Here is a 17,047-nt window from a genome sequence, read left to right on the forward strand (position 1 = left end):
TCCCGGTACGGATCACCCCAGCTCGTTGCCCCTGCCCACCTGCCGAACGGCTCGGATGTGCGGGGTTGGGGCTGCCGACATCGCCGGGCACCCATTAACCTCACTCAGGGAAACGGCGCAGTGACGGGTAGGGAGGGCCGATGATCCCCGAGGAGGACCGTCCAGCGTCCTGGCTCCGCGGTTACGGCGGCATCGAGGCCGACATCCGCCGGTTGCGCGAGTTCGCCGACAAGCTCCAGGCCGAGGTGGAACGCAACTACGCGCCCCACCTGTCGTACATCGCCGAGGACATGAAGGCACCGGTGCCCAACCCGGCCGACGCCTTCATCGAGCTGGTCAACTTCCTGCGCGCCCACCACGAGACCCAGCAGGCCACCGCCGACATGGTCTGGGGCGTCCGCGACGCCACCGGCCACCTGGCCGTCGCCGCAGGCACGGTCGCCAACAGCTACACCCAGTCCGACGCCTTCTCCTCCGCCCGGGTGGCCGACGTCGAGCGGGCGCTCGCCAACCCGGCGGCCGCCACAGCGCGCGGCCCGGTGCCGGTGCTGCGCGACCCCACCGGTCCCGAGACGGGTCCGCTGCCGGAGTCGGTGGTGCTGCCGTGATCGAGCGGGGCAGCGGCCGCACGTCCGGCCTGACCGACTGGCGACTGATGGACGTCGCCAGCATGTGGGCCTGCCTCCAGGACCACGACACCACCAACCACTGGAAGCAGGTCGCCGGCTGGCGCAAGGTCTGTGACCTCGCCCGGACCCACCTGAGCCGGCTCCAGGAATACCGGCGCGGGCTGGCGGAGGCATGGCCCCCGGAGACCAACGAGGCAGCCCGGGCGTACGTCCGCGAGCTCGACGAGCTGATCGACAAGGTGCAGCGCACCCACGACGCGGCCAGCGCCAACTACACCGCGCTCTCCGCCGCGACACAGGCCATCGGGACCACCCGCGCCGAGCTCAAGAAGATCTACGACGAGTACGCCGTCAAGGTCCAGGAGAAACGGACGTACGAGGCGACTCTCGCGGACCCGAAGGCGGCCATGGGCAGTCGGGTCCCCGACCGCCCGGTGACGGACGCTGACCTGGAACGGCTCAACGTCCAGGCGCGGGGCATCATGTACGGCCTCAGCGGCGAACTCCAACACGCCCAAGTAATGCTCCAAAAGCCGCCCCCAGTCAGGCCGGCTAGGGCTCCCGGGGAGCAGGATGCGTACGGAGGGTCGGCGACTGCTCCGGTGATCCCGCCGATCATTCCGGTCCCAGTCACGCCGCCTACTGGTGTGTCATCGATCAGTCGGTCCTCGAGTCCCGCTCGGGCGGTCCAAACCCCCACCGCGCCAAACACGGGTCCGATATTGGGCGGGGCAGGCACCGGATTGGCACCGACACCAGCCAACCCGGGGATGCCTGCCACCACGCCTTCCGTGTCGCCCAACCCGAGTTCGGTCCCCGGAGGGCTCCCCGCGTTGCCAACAGGTCCGAGCCGATCCAGCGCTCCGGGGCCATTCGGCAGATCCGTCACCGGAGGCACCAGCAACCCGGCGAACGTCACGCCACCTTCGCCTAGCCGACCCATGCCACCTGGAGGGCTAATCGGAGGAACGCCTGTAATGGGACTGGGCCAGCCTGGCGCGAGCAACAACCAGCCACGGCGCGTGAATCCAATCGGAGGCGTAATCGGTGGTGGTGCAGGCACCGCGCCGACAGGCAGTGCTGGCTCTCGCCCCGGTAGCGGTCGTGGCTCCGGGGCGGCGCATGGCATGCCTCCCATCGGCGGCACTCCGTTCGGCGGTCGGGCGAGGTTCAGCGGCACGAGCGGTATGTCAGCGCAGCCCGGGCGCCGCGAGCAGACCACCGAGGAACCACGACGCTGGGACCCAGATCACCCATGGGAGACGGATCAGGGCGTAGCCCCGGTCGTTCGTCCGCCCGACGAGGAGGGACCCCTGGACCCGGGACCCGCCATCGGCTTCAACAGGTGAAGCTCCGCGCATCTCGCGGCCTGCTATCACTGCTGGTCGCTTCAGTAGCGACTCTGCCACCCGCTCTGCCAGCTACTGCGCCGACACTTCCTACGACAGCGATGCAGCCCGCCGGGCGCGACCGAATCCGCAACGATCAGTGGTACTTGCGCTACCTGAACGTCTACGCGGCACACCAGATCACTCAGGGCGACGGGGTTACAGTCGCCGTGCCAGACACGGGCGTTGATCCGCACCCCGACCTACGCAACAACCTGCTTACGGGAATCGATATTATTCCCGGAGGAGGGGGAAACGGACAACAAGATCGAGACAGCCACGGCACTGGCATGGCGGGGTTGATCGCCGCTCACGGCCAAGGCAACGAATTTGGCGCACTTGGCATCGCCCCGAAGGCCAAGATCCTTCCCATTTATGACACTCCAGCAGGAGGCGATGGGCACCCCGACGCCTTAGCTCAAAGCATCGAATATGCGATATCCAAAGGTGTTGACATAATCAGCATCTCCAGCGTGGGCAGTACAAACTCTCGCCTCACTCAAGCAGTGAACACAGCACTCGCCTCGAATATCATTGTCGTAGCAGCAGCAGGAAATAGGCCAGAAGATATCAGCGTCGGCTTCCCGGCGTCAGAAGAAGGCGTAATCGCAGTCGGCGGGGTTGATCGCCTCGGCGGACGAGCCTCAGTGTCAGTTGCAGGGCCAGAGATAGACGTGGTCGCTCCGGCAGTCGATATCTACAGCACCAGTATCGACGGCAAGTATCGCAAGGGCACCGGCACGTCGAACTCGACGGCAATCGTCGCAGGCGCTGCTGCACTGATTCGGTCGAAGTACCCGTACCTCCCGGCCTCCGAGGTAGTGCATCGGCTCACGGCTACCGCCGTCGACAAGGGACCACCCGGACGGGACGACGAGTACGGCTACGGGGTCATCGACCTCGTAGCGGCGCTGACGGCAGACGTACCCCCGTTGGGCTTCGGGTCGGCGACGGCGAGCGGCCCGGCGCCCACCGCCTCGACCACGACGGCGGTCGCGGAGCCCGCCGCCGACGGCGACGGCGGAGCGACCGCCCGTGGCCTGGTCACCCTCGGTGTGATCGTGGCCGCTGGTGGCGCCTGGGTCCTGGTTGCGCGTCGCCGGCGCCACGGCGACGACCCACCTCCCCGGATCAGCCGGTAACGTCGGCGACGTGCCAGAAACGATGCCGCTCCGCCTCGTGCTCGCCTCGGCGAGCCCCGCCCGCCGCAAGATTCTCCAGGCCGCCGGGATCGAACCGGACGTGCTGGTCAGCGGCGTCGACGAGTCCCTGGTGGTCACCGAGCGGGCTGAGGATCTCTGCCTGGAACTGGCCCGGTTGAAGGCGGAGGCGGTCCTCACCCGGCTCCGGCCGACCGACGACCAGCGGACGCTGGTGATCGGGTGCGATTCGGTGCTGGCCTTCGGCGGGGAGATCCTCGGCAAGCCGGCCGACACGGCGGACGCCACCCGGCGCTGGCAGCGCATGCGCGGGCGCAGCGGCGTGCTGCACAGTGGGCACTGCCTCATCGACATCGTGACGGGGCGTCGGGCCGAGGCGGTCGCCTCCACCGTCGTACACTTCGCCGACGTCAGCGACGACGAGATCGCCACGTACGTGGGCACCGGCGAGCCGCTGGCGGTGGCCGGTGCCTTCACGATCGACGGGCTGGGCGGGCCGTTCGTGGAGCGGATCGAGGGCGACCCGAGCACCGTCATCGGGCTCTCGCTGCCGATGCTGCGCCGCCTCCTGGCCGAGCTGGATCTGCGAATCACCGATCTGTGGACGAAGGTCGCGCCCGGCAACCAGTCGGTCGAACCGCTCGGCTAGCGTCCGTTTATGACCACGAAGTCGATCCCGCTCACGTCGGAACTGCACGCGTACCTGGTGACGCACGGGTCGCCGCCGGACGAGATCATGCGGGACCTGGCCGAGGAGACCCGCGCCGCCCTGCCGGACGACGCACAGATGCAGGTCGCGCCGGAGCAGGCCGCGTTCCTGACCTTCCTCACCCGGCTGCTCGGCGTCCGGCAGGCCGTGGAGGTGGGCACCTTCACCGGCCTCTCCTCGCTGGCGATCGCCCGGGGGCTGCCCGAGGGTGGGCGGCTGACCTGCTTCGACATCTCCGAGGAGTTCACGGGCATCGCCCGGCGGTACTGGGCCCGCGCCGGCGTGGCGGATCGCATCGAGCTGCGCATCGGCCCGGCCGGCGACACGCTGCGCGAGCTGCCCCACGAACGTCATCTCGACTTCGCGTTCATCGACGCGGACAAGATCGGGTATCCGGTCTACTGGGCGGAGCTGGTGCCTCGGATGCGTCCCGGCGGGGTGATCGCGGTCGACAACGTGCTGCGCGGCGGCCGGGTGATCGCCCCGCAGAACGCCGACGACCGGGCCATCGCCGCGTTCAACGACGAGGTGCTCGCCGACGTCCGGGTGGACGCGGTGATGCTCCCGGTCGCTGACGGCCTGACGCTGGCCCGGGTGCGCTGACCGCCCCGCCCCTGCGCGATCTTGGAACGGCCCCTGGAGGGGCCATTTCGTATCCGGTGCCCGAAGGGGTCAGACGGGGGCCGGGGCCCGGACCTCGTCGGGGGCCGGGCGTAGGGCGCGGCCCAGGCGGGCGGTGAGCAGCGCGGCTGCCGCGATGAAGCCCGGCAGCAGCAGGAACGCCAGGTGCGGCCCCACCCCGTCGGCCACCCAGCCGAGCGCGACCGGCGCGATCCCGAAGCCGACCCCCATCGAGTACGACGCCCAGCCGGCCGCCCGGTCCGCCGCCGGCCCGGCGACGGCGAGCGCGATCGAGATGGCCAGCGGGTAGTGCAGCGCGTTGCCGAGGCCGAGCACGACGAGGCCGGCGACCGCGAGCCAGCCGACCGGGGCGACCCAGAACAGCGCGAACCCGGCCAGCGACACACCCAGCGCGGCCAGCAGCAGCGGCACCGGCCGGTACCGCAACGCGAACCGGCCCCCGACGAGCCGGCCGACGAACATGCCGCAGACGATCGCCGCGACGGCGGCCGAGGCGGCGCCAGCCGCCATTCCAGCGTGCGAGCGGAGCACGTCGGCGGTCCAGAGGGACAGGCAGACCTCGATCGATCCGGTGACCGCCATCAGCACCCAGGCGATCCAGTACGTCGGGGGCAGCCGCCGCGCGGCCCCGGCGACGGGAGCAGCCCGACGCGCACCGGCAGGCGGGTCGGTGTCGGCCGGCTCACCGGCCGGGGGATCCCCGGCAGCCGCAGCGGGGGCGGCGCGCGGCAGGCGTACGCGGAAGGTCACGGCGGCGAGCGCGACCAGCGCGATCAGGCCGGCCTCGACGGCCATCACGGGCCGCCAGCCCCAGCCGGCGTCGACGCTGGTGCCGATGACCAGCGGGGCGAGGATGCCCATGCCGGCGCAGGCGGCGTTGGCCTCGGTCAGCGCGGCCGGCGCGCCGGTGCCGTGCCGGTCGGTGAGCACCACCGACACGCCGCTGATCACCAGCATGCCGAAGGTGGCGATCACCGCGACGGCGGTGATCGTGGCAGGCAGTGCCCGCAGGGTGCCGAGTGCGGTGACGCCGAGCGCCACCCCGGCCAGCCCGGTCCAGATGGCACCGCCACGGCCGACCCGGCGGGCCAGCGGCGCGAAGAGCGCCCCGCCGGCCAGCGCGCCGACGGCGATGCCGGTGCTGTGCAGGCCGGCGACGGCGGCCGAGGTGCCCTGTTCGTCGCGGAGCAGCGGCACGACCGGCCCGAATCCGTAGAGGAAGAAACCCCACAGGCCCAGCTGGGCATAGGTCAGCCAGGTGATCCGGTCACGGGTGAGGCGGGGCACCGGCCTTACGGTACAAGCGTCCGGCCGGTGCCCCACCGCAGTGCGACGCAGGTCTCCGGGAGCGCCGCGCTGTCGCGGTGCCCGGCTGTTCAGCGGACGGTGCGCGCGAACTGCCGGGCCGCCCAGACGACGCCGGCCGCGGCGAGCACCGCGATGATGCCGAGCCCCTGCCAGACCTTGTCGTCGCCGAGGTCGCCATTGAAGAGGGCGCGGGTGCCGTCGACGGCCCAGGAGAACGGGTTCCACTCGGCGATGCCCTGGAGCCAGCCGGGGGCGAACGTGAGCGGCAGCAGGATGCCGGAGAGCAGCAGCACCGGCTGCGCCACGGTGTTCATCAGCGGGGCCAGCGCGTCCTCACTCTTGACCTTGAGCGCGACGCCGTAGGAGACGGCCGAGGTCATCAGCGCGATCAGGGCGAGCATGAGGTACGCCAGGAGCAGGTCGACGATGAAGACGCGCAGGTCGAACAGGAGCGCGAGCAGGGTGATGATGACCGCCTGCACGATCAGCGACACCACGTCGCGCAGGGAGCGGCCGAGCAGCAGGGCGAGCCGGCTGACCGGGGTGACCCGGGATCGTTCGATGACGCCGGCACGCAGCTCGGCGATCAGGCCGAAGCCCTGGAACAGGCCGCCGAAGATGGCCAGCAGCACCAGCAGGCCGGGCACGAAGATCTTGTATGCCTCCGCCTGGGTGGGGGCGTTCAGGGCCGGCTTGAGCAGCGGGGCGAACAGCAGCAGGTACATCACCGGCTGGAAGATGCCGACGAAGACCCAGACGGGGTTGCGCAGCAGCAGCTGGAGCTGGCGTTGGAAGATCAGCCAGGTGTCACGGGCGAGTTTCATGCGGTCTCTCCGGTCTGGGGTCAGGACTCGCGCAGCGAGCGGCCGGTCTTGGTGAGGAAGACGTCGTCGAGGCTGGGCCGGTGCAGCTCGATGGAGTCGAGCGTGAGGCCCGCCGTGTCGACGCGGCGCAGGATCTGCGGGATGGCGGTCGCGCCCTCGTCGACGTAGAGCCGCAGGCCGCCCTCCTCGACGGTCTCCAGCTTGTTGACGTACGGCTCGCTGTCGAGCAGCTTCGCGGCCTGCGGGGTGGCCGCCGCGTCCAGCCCGACCAGCACCACGTCGCCGGAGATCTCGCGCTTGAGGCCCGCCGGGGTGCCCTCCGCGACCACCTCGCCGTGATCCATGATCGCGATCCGGTCGCAGAGCGCGTCGGCCTCGTCGAGGTAGTGCGTGGTGATGAAGACGGTCATGCCGTCGGCACGCAGCCGGCGGATCTCGTCCCACATGTGCGCGCGGCTCTGCGGGTCGAGGCCGCTGGTCGGCTCGTCCAGGAAGACGATCTTCGGCTCGTGGATGATGCCGAGGGCGATCTCCACCCGTCGCCGCTGGCCGCCCGAGTAGGTCTTGCACTTGCGGTCCGCGTACTCGGTGAGCTGGAAGGCGTCGAGGGCGCGGACGGCGCGCCGCTGCGCCTCGGCCTTGCCGATGCCGTACATCCGGGCCTGGAGGACCAACTCCTCGCGGGCGGTCGACTCGTCCCAGGTGCTGCCGCCCTGGGCGACGTAGCCGATGCGGCGGCGTACCTCGGCCGGGTCCTTGCGCAGGTCGGCCCCGGCGATGGTGGCCTCGCCGCCGTCCGGCTCGATCAGGGTCGCCAGCATCCGCAGGGTGGTGGTCTTGCCAGCGCCGTTGGGACCGAGGAAACCGAAGATCTCCCCCGCGGCGACCTCCAGGTCGACCCCGCGCACCGCGTCGACGGTCCTCGTCTGGCGACCCTCCCGGGAGCGGAACGACTTCCGCAGCCCTCTGGTCTCGATCATCTCTGCTCCTGGTCGTCCGGGCCGGTGCGACCGGCCACCTGGTCTGTCCCTCGGGGACGACGCCGGACGGCGTGCTCCCCCCGTCGCGCCGCGAGCAGGCTAACGCGATATAGCTTCAGTGGTCAATCTTGATTATTCGGTTGCGTCGCGAGGGGTGGTCTCGCCGTCGGACCACCCGCTCCAACCCTCCGCCCCGACCAGCCCATCAGGCAGGTACGACACACCGGAATCGATGCGTTCGGCGATCCGTTCGCACCAGCCGACCTCGGCCTCCGCCCGCGCGGCCCAGAGTTCGAACATCCACCCGACGTGCACCGGCTTGGAGTTGCGCATCCAGTCGGAGGCCAGCGCCGCGCGCATCGACTCGACGCCGGCGCGCAGCAGGTTCGCCCGATTGCGCAGGGCCGCCGACGCCTCCTCGCGGGGCAGCGCGGGCAGGAACGAGAACGCCGCCGCGAACGGGTCCGGCGGCTCGTGCAACTGCCACCAGTGCCCGCGCAGCAGCGACTCGAACTCGTCCTCGCCCTTGGCGGTGACCTCGTAGGTGGTGCGCGCCGGCCGGGCGCCCACCTGCTCGGTGGCCACCTCGCGCAGCAGGCCCTCCGCGGTCAGCTTGCGCAGGGCGTGGTAGATCGAGCCGGGCTGCACGTTGGCCCACCTGTCGGCGTTCCAACTGAGCAGTTCCCGGCGCACGTCGTAGCCGTGCACGGGCTGCATCCAGCGCACCAACCCGAGGATCATCATTCGCGTGGCAGACATCCGGCAAGCGTAATAAGCAAGTTTGACTAGGGCGCGACGTGACAGTGCGGCATCCCACACTGAGCGATCGTTAGGGTCCTCAGGGTGGCCGATACACTCCCGGTCAGTAACCTCCCGGGAGGAGCCCCCAAGGTGCGCAAGGTACTCATCGCCAACCGCGGCGAGATCGCCGTCCGCGTCATCCGCGCCTGCCGCGACGCCGGTCTGGGGAGCGTCGCCGTCTACGCGGACTCCGACCGGGACGCCCTGCACGCCACGCTGGCCGACGAGGCGTACGCGCTCGGCGGGGACTCCGCGACCGAGACGTACCTGCGCATCGACAAGCTGCTGGCGGTCGCCGCCAAGGCCGACGCCGACGCCGTCCACCCCGGCTACGGATTCCTCGCCGAGAACGCCGACTTCGCCCAGGCCGTCATCGACGCCGGGCTGACCTGGATCGGCCCCACCCCGCAGGCGATCCGCGACCTCGGCGACAAGGTGACCGCCCGGCACATCGCCCAGCGCGCCGGCGCCCCCCTGGTGCCCGGCACCCCCGACCCGGTGGCCAACCCGGACGAGGTGATGGCGTTCGCCGTCGACCACGGCCTGCCGGTCGCCATCAAGGCCGCCTTCGGCGGCGGCGGGCGCGGGCTCAAGGTGGCCCGCACGATGGAGGAGATCCCCCACCTGTTCGAGTCGGCCACCCGCGAGGCGGTCGCCGCGTTCGGCCGGGGCGAGTGCTTCGTCGAGCGCTACCTCGACAAGCCCCGCCACGTCGAGGCGCAGGTGCTGGCCGACCAGCACGGCAACGTGATCGTGGTCGGCACCCGCGACTGCTCGCTCCAGCGCCGGCACCAGAAGCTGGTCGAGGAGGCCCCGGCGCCGTTCCTCACCGACGCGCAGCGCGCCCAGATCCACGACAGCGCCAAGGCGATCTGCCGGGAGGCCGGCTACCACGGCGCCGGCACGGTGGAATACCTGGTCGGCGCCGACGGCACCATCTCCTTCCTGGAGGTCAACACCCGTCTCCAGGTCGAGCACCCGGTCACCGAGGAGACCGCCGGCATCGACCTGGTCCGCGAGCAGTTCCGGATCGCCGACGGCGAGAAGCTGCGGTTCACCGAGGACCCGACGCCGCGCGGGCACTCCATCGAGTTCCGGATCAACGGCGAGGATCCGGGCCGCAACTTCCTGCCCGCCCCCGGCACGGTCACCGCGCTGCGGCTGCCCACCGGCCCCGGCGTCCGGGTCGACACCGGCATCTCGGCCGGCGACGTGATCGGCGGCAACTTCGACTCGCTGCTGGCCAAGGTGATCATCACCGGCGAGACGCGCACCGAGGCGCTGGAGCGGGCCCGCCGGGCGCTGGACGAGATGGTCGTCGAGGGCATGGCCACCGCGCTGCCGTTCCACCGGCTGGTCATCCGCGACGAGGCGTTCACCGCCGAGCCGTTCACCGTGCACACTCGGTGGATCGAGACCGAGTTCGACAACACCGTCCCGCCGTTCACCGCCACCGCCGGCACCGCCGAGGCGCCGGCCGAGCGCGAGACCGTCGTGGTCGAGGTCGGCGGCAAGCGGCTGGAGGTCAGCCTCCCCGCCGGCCTCGGCGGGGGTACGGCCGCCGCCGCGCCCGCCGCCCGCAAGCCGGCCCGCCGGGGCGGCACGGCCAAGGCCGGCGCCGCCGTCAGCGGCGACGCGCTCACCTCGCCCATGCAGGGCACCATCGTCAAGATCGCGGTCGCCGACGGGGACACCGTCGCCGAGGGCGACCTGGTCGTGGTGCTGGAGGCGATGAAGATGGAGCAGCCGCTGCACGCGCACAAGGCGGGCACGGTCAGCGGCCTCGCCGCCGAGGTCGGCGCCGTCATCTCCGCCGGCGCGGCGATCTGCACGATCGCCTGATCCTTCCCCGCCGGCGGGCCGTCGCAAGGACGGCCAGGTGCCGTCGGCGGGCCGGCGCAGCTCGCTGCCCGGCGACCGCCCGACGTCGGCGCGTCGACGCAGCCCGGTGCCGACGGCGGCACCGGCGTCAGCGCAGCTCGGTGCCGGCGACCGCCCGGACCGCGGCGGTCAGCGCGTCCAGCGTGGTGGAGTCCACCCGCCAGTGCTGCCAGTACAGCGGGCGGTCCAGGTGACGCCCGGCACCGATGTCGACACAGCGCCCGGCCGCGATGTCGGCACGGGCGATCCGCTCCGGCACCATCCCCCACCCCAGGCCCAGCCGCACCGCCTCGTTGAAGCCGTCGAAGGACGGGACGTAGTGGACCGGTGGGGCGATCCGACGCCGGGTCACGGTGCGGGCGAACCGGTGCTGGAGCTGGTCCTTGCGGTCGAACGCCATCATCGGCGCCGTCGCGAGGGCGGCCTCGGTGGGGCCGTCGGGGAAGTGGCGGGCCGCGAACCCCGTCCCGGCCAGCGCGACGTACCGCATCGCACCCAGCCGCTCCACCCGGCAGCCCTGCACGGCCTCGCGCTGCGCGGTCACCGCGGCCATCGCCGTGCCGTCGCGGATCAGCTCCGCCGTGTGGTCCTCGTCGTCCCGGCGGACGTCGAACAGGAGCGCCAGCTCGGCGGGCAGCCGCGCCAGGGCGCCGACGAACCAGGTGCCGAGCGAGTCGCCGTTCGCCACGATGGTCACCCGGCTGGGGGCGGGCCCGCCGACCGTCGGCGGGCGGGCGGCGTCCAACGCCTCCCGTTCCAGCAGGGCCACCTGGCCGGCGAGCCGCAGCAGCGGCCGACCCGCGTCGGTTGCCTGGCACGGCTTCGTACGGCGGACCAGCACCTGCCCGACGGTCTGCTCCAACGCCTTCATCCGCTGGCTGACGGCCGACGGGGTGACGTGCAGCGCCTGCGCGGCCGCCTCGAAGCTGCCCTCGCGGACCACCGCGGCGAACGTCCGGAGCTGCGTGGAGTCAAGCATGATGAAGCTGAGCTTATCTCCCGTGAGAATCTTTAGCTGGGCTGCATCGACTGCGCCTCGTAGCCTCGGCTCGTGCCCGACATCCTCAACAGCTCCGTGACAGGTTCCGCCGCCGCCGGCTTCTCCCTCTCGATCGCGCTCATCGCCGCCATCGGCGCGCAGAACGCCTTCGTCCTGCGGCAGGGCCTGCGCCGGGAGCACGTCCTGCCCGTGGTCGCCGTGTGCGCCGCCTCCGACGCGCTGCTGATCACGATCGGCATCGCCGGGATGGGCACCGCCACGGCGGAGCACCCCACCGTCCTGACCGCCGTCCGCTGGCTGGGGGCCGCGTTCCTGCTCGGGTACGCCGTGCTGGCCGCCCGGCGCGCGCTGCGCCCCGGCGCGCTCTCCCCCGCCGACCGGCCGCCGGCCACGCTCGGGGCAACGCTGCTGGCCTGCCTCGCCTTCACCTATCTCAACCCGCACGTGTACCTCGACACCGTCCTCCTGCTCGGCGGGGTGGCCCGCCAGCACCCGCACCACTGGGTCTTCGGCGCGGGCGCGGCGCTCGCCAGCGCGGTCTGGTTCACCACCATCGGCGCCGCCGCCCACCGGCTCGCGCCCGTGCTGGCCCGCCCGACGGCCTGGCGGGTCGTCGACGGTGCGATCGCCCTCGTGATGACCGCGCTCGCGGCCGGGCTGCTGCTCGGCTGACCCGGCAACGCCGGGCCGCGCGCAGCCTCTTCCTGGCCGAGCTGGCGGTCTCCGGCGACGCCCGGCCGGGGGTGTTTTCGGCGACCACCGGGGGCGCGGACGGCGGACGGCGGGAATGATGGCGGGGTGCGGTTCCTACACGGCGCGGTTCCCGCGCACGACCTGACCTACAACGACGTCTTCATGGCGCCGGCCCGCTCCGAGGTGGGCTCGCGGCTCGACGTCGACCTGGCCACCAGCGACGGCACGGGCACCACCATCCCGCTGGTCGTGTCGAACATGACCGCGGTGTCCGGCCGCCGGATGGCCGAGACGGTCGCCCGGCGCGGCGCGATCGCGGTCATCCCGCAGGACATCCCGATCGAGGTGGTGGCGAACGTCGTCGCCTGGGTCAAGCGGCGGCACCTGGTGCACGACACCGCGATCACGCTCGGCCCGACCGACACCGTCGGGGACGCGATCCACCTGCTGCCGAAGCGGTCGCACGGCGCCGTGGTGGTGATCGACGACGAGGGCCGGCCGCTGGGCGTGGTGACCGAGGCGGACACCGTGGGCGTGGACCGCTTCGCCCAGCTCCGGCACGTGATGTCCACCGAGCTGCACACCGTGCCGGCCGACGCGGATCCGCGCACGGGCTTCGACCGGCTCTCGGCCGGCCGGCGCCGGCTCGCCCCGGTGGTCGACGCCGAGGGCCGCCTCGTCGGGGTGCTGACCCGGCAGGGCGCGCTGCGGGCGACCCTCTACAAGCCGGCGGTGGACGACCGGGGCCGGCTGCGCATCGCCGCCGCCGTCGGCATCAACGGCGACGTGACCGGCAAGGCGGCGGCGCTGCTGGATGCCGGGGTGGACACGCTGGTCGTGGACACCGCGCACGGTCACCAGGACCGGATGATCTCCGCGCTGCGGGCCGTCCGCGCGCTGGACCCGGCGGTCCCGGTCGCCGCCGGCAACGTGGTGACCGCCGAGGGCGTACGCGACCTGGTGGAGGCGGGCGCCGACATCGTCAAGGTGGGCGTCGGCCCGGGTGCGATGTGCACCACCCGGATGATGACCGGGGTGGGCCGGCCGCAGTTCTCCGCCGTGCTCGACTGCGCCGCGGCGGCCCGCCAGCTCGGCCGGCACGTCTGGGCCGACGGCGGCGTACGGCACCCGCGGGACGTGGCGCTGGCCCTGGCCGCCGGCGCGTCGAACGTGATGATCGGCTCCTGGTTCGCCGGCACCTACGAGTCCCCCGGCGACCTCTACACCGCCGCCGACGGCCGGCGCTACAAGGAGAGCTTCGGGATGGCGTCGGCGCGGGCGGTCAGCGCGCGGACGGCCGACGACAGCGCGTACGACCGGGCCCGCAAGGCGGTCTTCGAGGAGGGCATCTCCTCGGCCCGGATGTACCTGGACCCGGCCCGCCCCGGCGTGGAGGACCTGATCGACGAGATCATCGCCGGGGTGCGCAGCGCCTTCACCTACGCCGGCGCCCGGGACCTGGCGGAGTTCCACGAGCGGGCCGTCGTCGGCGTGCAGAGCACGGCCGGCTACACCGAGGGGATGCCGCTGCCCACGAGCTGGTGAGACGGCCCCCGCCGGCCGTCACTTCTCGGGGAAGAGGCGTCGGATGACCTCGCGGGCGGCGGCCCGGGGGTCGTCGCCCACCCGCTCCGGCAGCGCGCCGGCGAGCCAGAGCGTGGCGAAGCCGTGCACGATCGACCAGGCGGCGAGCGCGTCGCCCTGCGGATCCTCCGCCGTCGGGCGTCCCTGGGGCAGCCCGGCGACCCCGGCGTGCAGCGCGTCGCCGGCGCGCCGGCGGGCCGCCGCCACGTCGTCGGCGTCGGCCCGGTAGAGGTCCGGGCGGAACATCACCTCGAAGTGCGCGCGGTGCCGGACGGCGAAGTCGACGTACGCGACGCCGCTGTCCAGCAGGTCCGCCGCGCCGCCCAACGCCTCGGCGAGCAGGTCGAAGCCCTCGGCGGCGAGGGCGGTGAGCAGGCCGGCCTTGTCGCCGAAGTGGTGCGCCGGGGCGGCGTGCGATACGCCGGCCCGGCGGGCCAGGTCGCGCAGGCTCAGCGCCCCGGGCCCGGACTCCTCGATCACCGACACCGCCGCCGTGAGCAGGGCGCGACGAAGGTCGCCGTGGTGGTAGCCGCGTGTTCCGGTCATGCCGCGATCCTATCTTGCCATTGACAAGATGCCACCTCGGGGCGCAATCTTGTCGGCGACAAGTTCACCCCGCTCGGGAGGTATCGATGGCTCCGCTGATCGCGCTCGTGGCCGGCACCGCGCTCGCCCGGCTGGCCGGCCTGGCCGGCGTGGCCGCGCTCGACGGCTGGCACCCCGCGCTGCGGGTGGGGCTGGCGCTGATGTTCGTGGTGACCGGCCTCGCGCACTTCGCCGCCACCTACCGGTCGGACATGATCGCGATGGTGCCGCCCGTCCTCCCCCGACCCGACCTGCTGGTCACGGTCACCGGGGTGCTGGAACTGGTGGGCGCGGCCGGGCTGCTCGTGCCGGCGACCGCCCGCTGGGCCGCGGCCGGGCTGGCCCTGTTGATGCTGGCGATGTTCCCGGCGAACGTCTCGGCGGTGCGGCGCGGGCTGACCCTCGGGGGCCGACCGGCGACCCCCCTGGGGCCACGGACGGCGGAACAGGTCCTCTTCGTCGGCGCGGCCCTCGCAATTTCGTTTGGGGCCTGATGTTCAGGGGGCTAATCTAGCCACCATGAAACTGATCGAGCTGCGGGACGTACCCCTCGGGCGACTGCTCGTGGTCGCCGGGCACGTCACCGGGCAGCGGTGGAACCGCTACCTCGCCGAGGAACACGGGCTCACCCAGGCCGGGATGGCCACCCTGATGACCCTCGCCGAACACGGCGAGTTGCCGCACCGCACGGTGGCCGACCACTGCTTCGTCCGGCCGGCCACCCTCACCGGCATCGTGGACACGCTGGAACGCGACGGCCTGGTCGAGCGGCAGCGCGACGAGGCCGACCGGCGCAGCATCCGGATCGCGATCACCCCGGCCGGCCAGGCCCGGATCGACGCGCTGACCGCCGTGATCCGGTCCGGCGCTCCGCTGACCTCGGTCGACGCCGACCCGGCGAAGGCGGAGGTGATCCGCCAGTTCCTCCTGGAGGTCATCGGCAGCGGGGACGCCGGCACGCCGGAAGGGGCTCCGGCATGTTGATCCGGCTGCTGCGCACACACCTGCGCCCCTACCGCCGGGCACTGGCGGCGGTGCTGCTGCTCCAGTTCGTCGGCACGATGGCGTCGCTCTACCTGCCCAGTCTCAACGCCGACATCATCGACCTCGGCGTGGCGCGGGGCGACACCGACTACATCATGCGCACCGGCGGGTGGATGCTCGCGGTCAGCCTGGTGCAGATCGTCTGTTCCGTCGCCGCCGTCTACCTCGGCGCACGCACCGCGATGGGCTTCGGCCGAGACGTGCGGGCGGCGGTGTTCGGGCACGTGAACCGCTTCTCCGCCCGCGAGGTGGCCCGGTTCGGCGCGCCCTCGCTGATCACCCGCAACACCAACGACGTGCAGCAGGTGCAGATGCTCGTGCTGATGAGCTGCACCATGCTGGTCGCCGCGCCGATCATGAGCGTCGGCGGCGTGGTGATGGCGCTGCGCGAGGATCTCGGGCTCTCCTGGCTGATGCTGGTCAGCGTGCCCGTGCTGGCCGTCGCCCTGGGGCTGATCATCCGGCGGATGGTGCCGGGCTTCCGGCTCATGCAGACCCGGATCGACTCGGGCAACCGGGTGCTGCGGGAGCAGATCACCGGCATCCGGGTGGTCCGGGCGTTCGTCCGGGAGCCGTACGAGACGGAGCGCTTCGCCACCGCGAACGCCGACCTCACCGCGACCGCCCTGCGCACCGGCCGCCTGATGGCGTTGATCTTCCCCGTGGTGATGCTGGTGCTCAACGTCTCCAGCGTCGCGGTGCTCTGGTTCGGCGCCCAGCGCGTCGACGCCGGGGCGATCCAGGTCGGCGCCCTCACCGCCTTCCTGCAGTACCTGATGCAGATCCTGATGGCCGTCATGATGGCCACCTTCATGCTGATGATGGTGCCCCGCGCGGCGGTCTGCGCGGAGCGGATCGTCGAGGTGCTGGACACCGACTCCTCGGTGGTGCCGGCGCCCCGCCCGGTCACCGAGGTGTCCACGCGCGGCGAGCTGGAGCTGCGCGACGTGTCGTTCCGGTATCCGGGGGCCGCCGCACCGGTGCTGCGGGACGTGTCCTTCCGGGTGACGCCGGGGACCACCACGGCGGTCATCGGCAGCACCGGCGCGGGCAAGACCACGCTGCTGTCGCTCGTCCCCCGGCTGGTCGACGTGACCGCCGGCACCGTGCTGGTCGACGGCGTCGACGTCCGCGACCTGGCGCCGGACGAGCTGTGGCACCGGATCGGGCTGGTGCCGCAGAAGCCCTACCTGTTCACCGGGACGGTGGCGAGCAACCTGCGCTACGGCAACCCGGACGCGACCGACGCGGAACTCTGGGACGCGCTGGAGATCGCCCAGGCGCGGGACTTCGTCGAGGCGATGCCCGATGGGCTGGCGTCGCCGATCGCGCAGGGCGGCACGAACGTCTCCGGCGGGCAGCGGCAGCGGCTCGCGATCGCCCGGGCCCTGGTGCGCCGGCCGGAGATCTACCTCTTCGACGACTCCTTCTCCGCGCTCGACCTCGGCACCGACGCGCGGCTGCGGGCGGCGCTGCGGCCGGTCACCGCGGACGCCGCCGTGGTGATCGTGGCGCAGCGGGTCTCCACGATCGTCGAGGCCGACCAGATCATCGTGTTGGAGGACGGGGGCGTGGTCGGGATGGGCCGACACGACGAGTTGCTGGACACCTGCCCGACGTACGCCGAGATCGTGGCGTCGCAGAACACGGCGGGGGTGGCGGCGTGAGCAAGCGAACCATCGGGCACAGCAGCGTGGCGCCTCGCGCCGCCGCCGAGCGGAGCGAGGTGGCCGCGTGAGCGCCGTACCACAGCAGAAGCCGGCCGCCGACGCGCGGACGCCGAAGCGGCTGCCGGGCGGCGGGCAGCGTGGCGGCCCGC

Annotated in this window: 16 protein-coding genes; 10 read left to right on the forward strand and 6 right to left on the reverse strand. The window is 72.3% G+C overall.

The features are described 5' to 3' along the window. Positions 1-140: 140 nt before the first annotated feature. The 4 genes from ACZ6O2_RS03585 (at position 141) to ACZ6O2_RS03600 (ending at position 4,489) form a co-directional block, all read left to right on the forward strand. Positions 141-608, forward strand: coding sequence for a hypothetical protein (locus ACZ6O2_RS03585; protein ID WP_466021888.1), 468 nt, complete (start codon positions 141-143; stop codon positions 606-608). A 1,471-nt stretch (positions 609-2,079) separates the two neighbouring features. Continuing rightward, entirely contained in the window at positions 2,080-3,159 is a 1,080-nt protein-coding gene (locus ACZ6O2_RS03590) for a S8 family serine peptidase (RefSeq protein ID WP_466021889.1), read from the forward strand. Between the two features lie 22 nt (positions 3,160-3,181). Next, the gene (locus ACZ6O2_RS03595) at positions 3,182-3,826 is read left to right on the forward strand and encodes a Maf family protein (RefSeq protein ID WP_466021985.1); all 645 of its coding nucleotides are present in this window, start codon (positions 3,182-3,184) and stop codon (positions 3,824-3,826) included. Positions 3,827-3,835: 9 nt separating this feature from the next. After that, complete coding sequence (locus ACZ6O2_RS03600; RefSeq protein WP_350703474.1) at positions 3,836-4,489, forward strand: O-methyltransferase; 654 nt, start codon at positions 3,836-3,838, stop codon at positions 4,487-4,489. 69 nt (positions 4,490-4,558) lie between these two features. On the opposite strand, the gene ACZ6O2_RS03605 is transcribed toward ACZ6O2_RS03600, so the two are convergent. The 4 genes from ACZ6O2_RS03605 to ACZ6O2_RS03620 all read right to left on the reverse strand — a co-directional run bounded on the left by ACZ6O2_RS03605 (position 4,559) and on the right by ACZ6O2_RS03620 (position 8,399). Continuing rightward, entirely contained in the window at positions 4,559-5,815 is a 1,257-nt protein-coding gene (locus tag ACZ6O2_RS03605; protein WP_466021890.1) for an MFS transporter, read from the reverse strand. Between the two features lie 89 nt (positions 5,816-5,904). After that, on the reverse strand, positions 5,905-6,660 hold the full coding sequence (locus ACZ6O2_RS03610) for an ABC transporter permease (protein WP_350703478.1): 756 nt from the start codon (positions 6,658-6,660) through the stop codon (positions 5,905-5,907). A gap of 20 nt (positions 6,661-6,680) precedes the next feature. Further along, a complete protein-coding gene (locus tag ACZ6O2_RS03615) occupies positions 6,681-7,640 on the reverse strand; it encodes an ATP-binding cassette domain-containing protein (RefSeq protein WP_350703480.1) in 960 nt (319 codons plus the stop codon). A gap of 132 nt (positions 7,641-7,772) precedes the next feature. Then, positions 7,773-8,399, reverse strand: coding sequence for a PadR family transcriptional regulator (locus ACZ6O2_RS03620; RefSeq protein ID WP_466021891.1), 627 nt, complete (start codon positions 8,397-8,399; stop codon positions 7,773-7,775). 132 nt (positions 8,400-8,531) lie between these two features. Between ACZ6O2_RS03620 and ACZ6O2_RS03625 the strand changes: the two genes are divergently transcribed. Continuing rightward, complete coding sequence (locus ACZ6O2_RS03625; RefSeq protein ID WP_466021892.1) at positions 8,532-10,283, forward strand: acetyl/propionyl/methylcrotonyl-CoA carboxylase subunit alpha; 1,752 nt, start codon at positions 8,532-8,534, stop codon at positions 10,281-10,283. 127 nt (positions 10,284-10,410) lie between these two features. On the opposite strand, the gene ACZ6O2_RS03630 is transcribed toward ACZ6O2_RS03625, so the two are convergent. Then, complete coding sequence (locus tag ACZ6O2_RS03630; protein WP_350703486.1) at positions 10,411-11,301, reverse strand: LysR family transcriptional regulator ArgP; 891 nt, start codon at positions 11,299-11,301, stop codon at positions 10,411-10,413. Between the two features lie 96 nt (positions 11,302-11,397). On the opposite strand from ACZ6O2_RS03630, the gene ACZ6O2_RS03635 reads away from it, so the two are divergent. Together ACZ6O2_RS03635 and ACZ6O2_RS03640 are read left to right on the forward strand one after the other, a co-directional pair. Further along, complete coding sequence (locus ACZ6O2_RS03635) at positions 11,398-11,994, forward strand: LysE/ArgO family amino acid transporter (RefSeq protein WP_466021986.1); 597 nt, start codon at positions 11,398-11,400, stop codon at positions 11,992-11,994. Between the two features lie 126 nt (positions 11,995-12,120). Then, positions 12,121-13,560, forward strand: coding sequence for a GuaB1 family IMP dehydrogenase-related protein (locus ACZ6O2_RS03640; RefSeq protein ID WP_350703488.1), 1,440 nt, complete (start codon positions 12,121-12,123; stop codon positions 13,558-13,560). Between the two features lie 18 nt (positions 13,561-13,578). Here the strand turns inward: ACZ6O2_RS03640 and ACZ6O2_RS03645 are convergent, their stop codons facing one another. Further along, positions 13,579-14,145, reverse strand: a complete 567-nt coding sequence (locus ACZ6O2_RS03645) for a TetR/AcrR family transcriptional regulator (protein ID WP_466021893.1) — start codon at positions 14,143-14,145, stop codon at positions 13,579-13,581. Positions 14,146-14,231: 86 nt separating this feature from the next. Here ACZ6O2_RS03645 and ACZ6O2_RS03650 point away from each other — a divergent pair, with 86 nt between their 5' ends. The 3 genes from ACZ6O2_RS03650 to ACZ6O2_RS03660 are packed head-to-tail and all read left to right on the forward strand — an operon-like array spanning position 14,232 to position 16,895. Continuing rightward, positions 14,232-14,678 carry a DoxX family protein gene (locus ACZ6O2_RS03650; protein ID WP_350703491.1) on the forward strand — a complete coding sequence of 149 codons (447 nt, stop codon included), beginning with the start codon at positions 14,232-14,234 and terminating at the stop codon, positions 14,676-14,678. A gap of 25 nt (positions 14,679-14,703) precedes the next feature. Beyond that, positions 14,704-15,168, forward strand: a complete 465-nt coding sequence (locus ACZ6O2_RS03655) for a MarR family winged helix-turn-helix transcriptional regulator (protein ID WP_350703493.1) — start codon at positions 14,704-14,706, stop codon at positions 15,166-15,168. Continuing rightward, positions 15,162-16,895, forward strand: coding sequence for an ABC transporter ATP-binding protein (locus ACZ6O2_RS03660; protein ID WP_466021894.1), 1,734 nt, complete (start codon positions 15,162-15,164; stop codon positions 16,893-16,895). The genes ACZ6O2_RS03655 and ACZ6O2_RS03660 overlap by 7 nt, the downstream gene beginning before the upstream one ends. The last annotated feature ends 152 nt before the right edge of the window (positions 16,896-17,047 follow it).

The organism is Micromonospora sp. NPDC048040 (assembly GCF_055587185.1).

Bases quoted from the DNA above. Each gene is read 5' to 3' on its own strand.
- ACZ6O2_RS03645 (WP_466021893.1), bottom strand. From the start codon at position 14,145: ATGACCGGAACACGCGGCTACCACCACGGCGACCTTCGTCGCGCCCTG.
- ACZ6O2_RS03595 (WP_466021985.1), top strand. From the start codon at position 3,182: ATGCCGCTCCGCCTCGTGCTCGCCTCGGCGAGCCCCGCCCGCCGCAAG.
- ACZ6O2_RS03585 (WP_466021888.1), top strand. From the start codon at position 141: ATGATCCCCGAGGAGGACCGTCCAGCGTCCTGGCTCCGCGGTTACGGC.
- ACZ6O2_RS03650 (WP_350703491.1), top strand. From the start codon at position 14,232: ATGGCTCCGCTGATCGCGCTCGTGGCCGGCACCGCGCTCGCCCGGCTG.
- ACZ6O2_RS03660 (WP_466021894.1), top strand. From the start codon at position 15,162: ATGTTGATCCGGCTGCTGCGCACACACCTGCGCCCCTACCGCCGGGCA.
- ACZ6O2_RS03630 (WP_350703486.1), bottom strand. From the start codon at position 11,301: ATGCTTGACTCCACGCAGCTCCGGACGTTCGCCGCGGTGGTCCGCGAG.
- ACZ6O2_RS03620 (WP_466021891.1), bottom strand. From the start codon at position 8,399: ATGTCTGCCACGCGAATGATGATCCTCGGGTTGGTGCGCTGGATGCAG.
- ACZ6O2_RS03655 (WP_350703493.1), top strand. From the start codon at position 14,704: ATGAAACTGATCGAGCTGCGGGACGTACCCCTCGGGCGACTGCTCGTG.
- ACZ6O2_RS03610 (WP_350703478.1), bottom strand. From the start codon at position 6,660: ATGAAACTCGCCCGTGACACCTGGCTGATCTTCCAACGCCAGCTCCAG.
- ACZ6O2_RS03590 (WP_466021889.1), top strand. From the start codon at position 2,080: ATGCAGCCCGCCGGGCGCGACCGAATCCGCAACGATCAGTGGTACTTG.
- ACZ6O2_RS03600 (WP_350703474.1), top strand. From the start codon at position 3,836: ATGACCACGAAGTCGATCCCGCTCACGTCGGAACTGCACGCGTACCTG.
- ACZ6O2_RS03615 (WP_350703480.1), bottom strand. From the start codon at position 7,640: ATGATCGAGACCAGAGGGCTGCGGAAGTCGTTCCGCTCCCGGGAGGGT.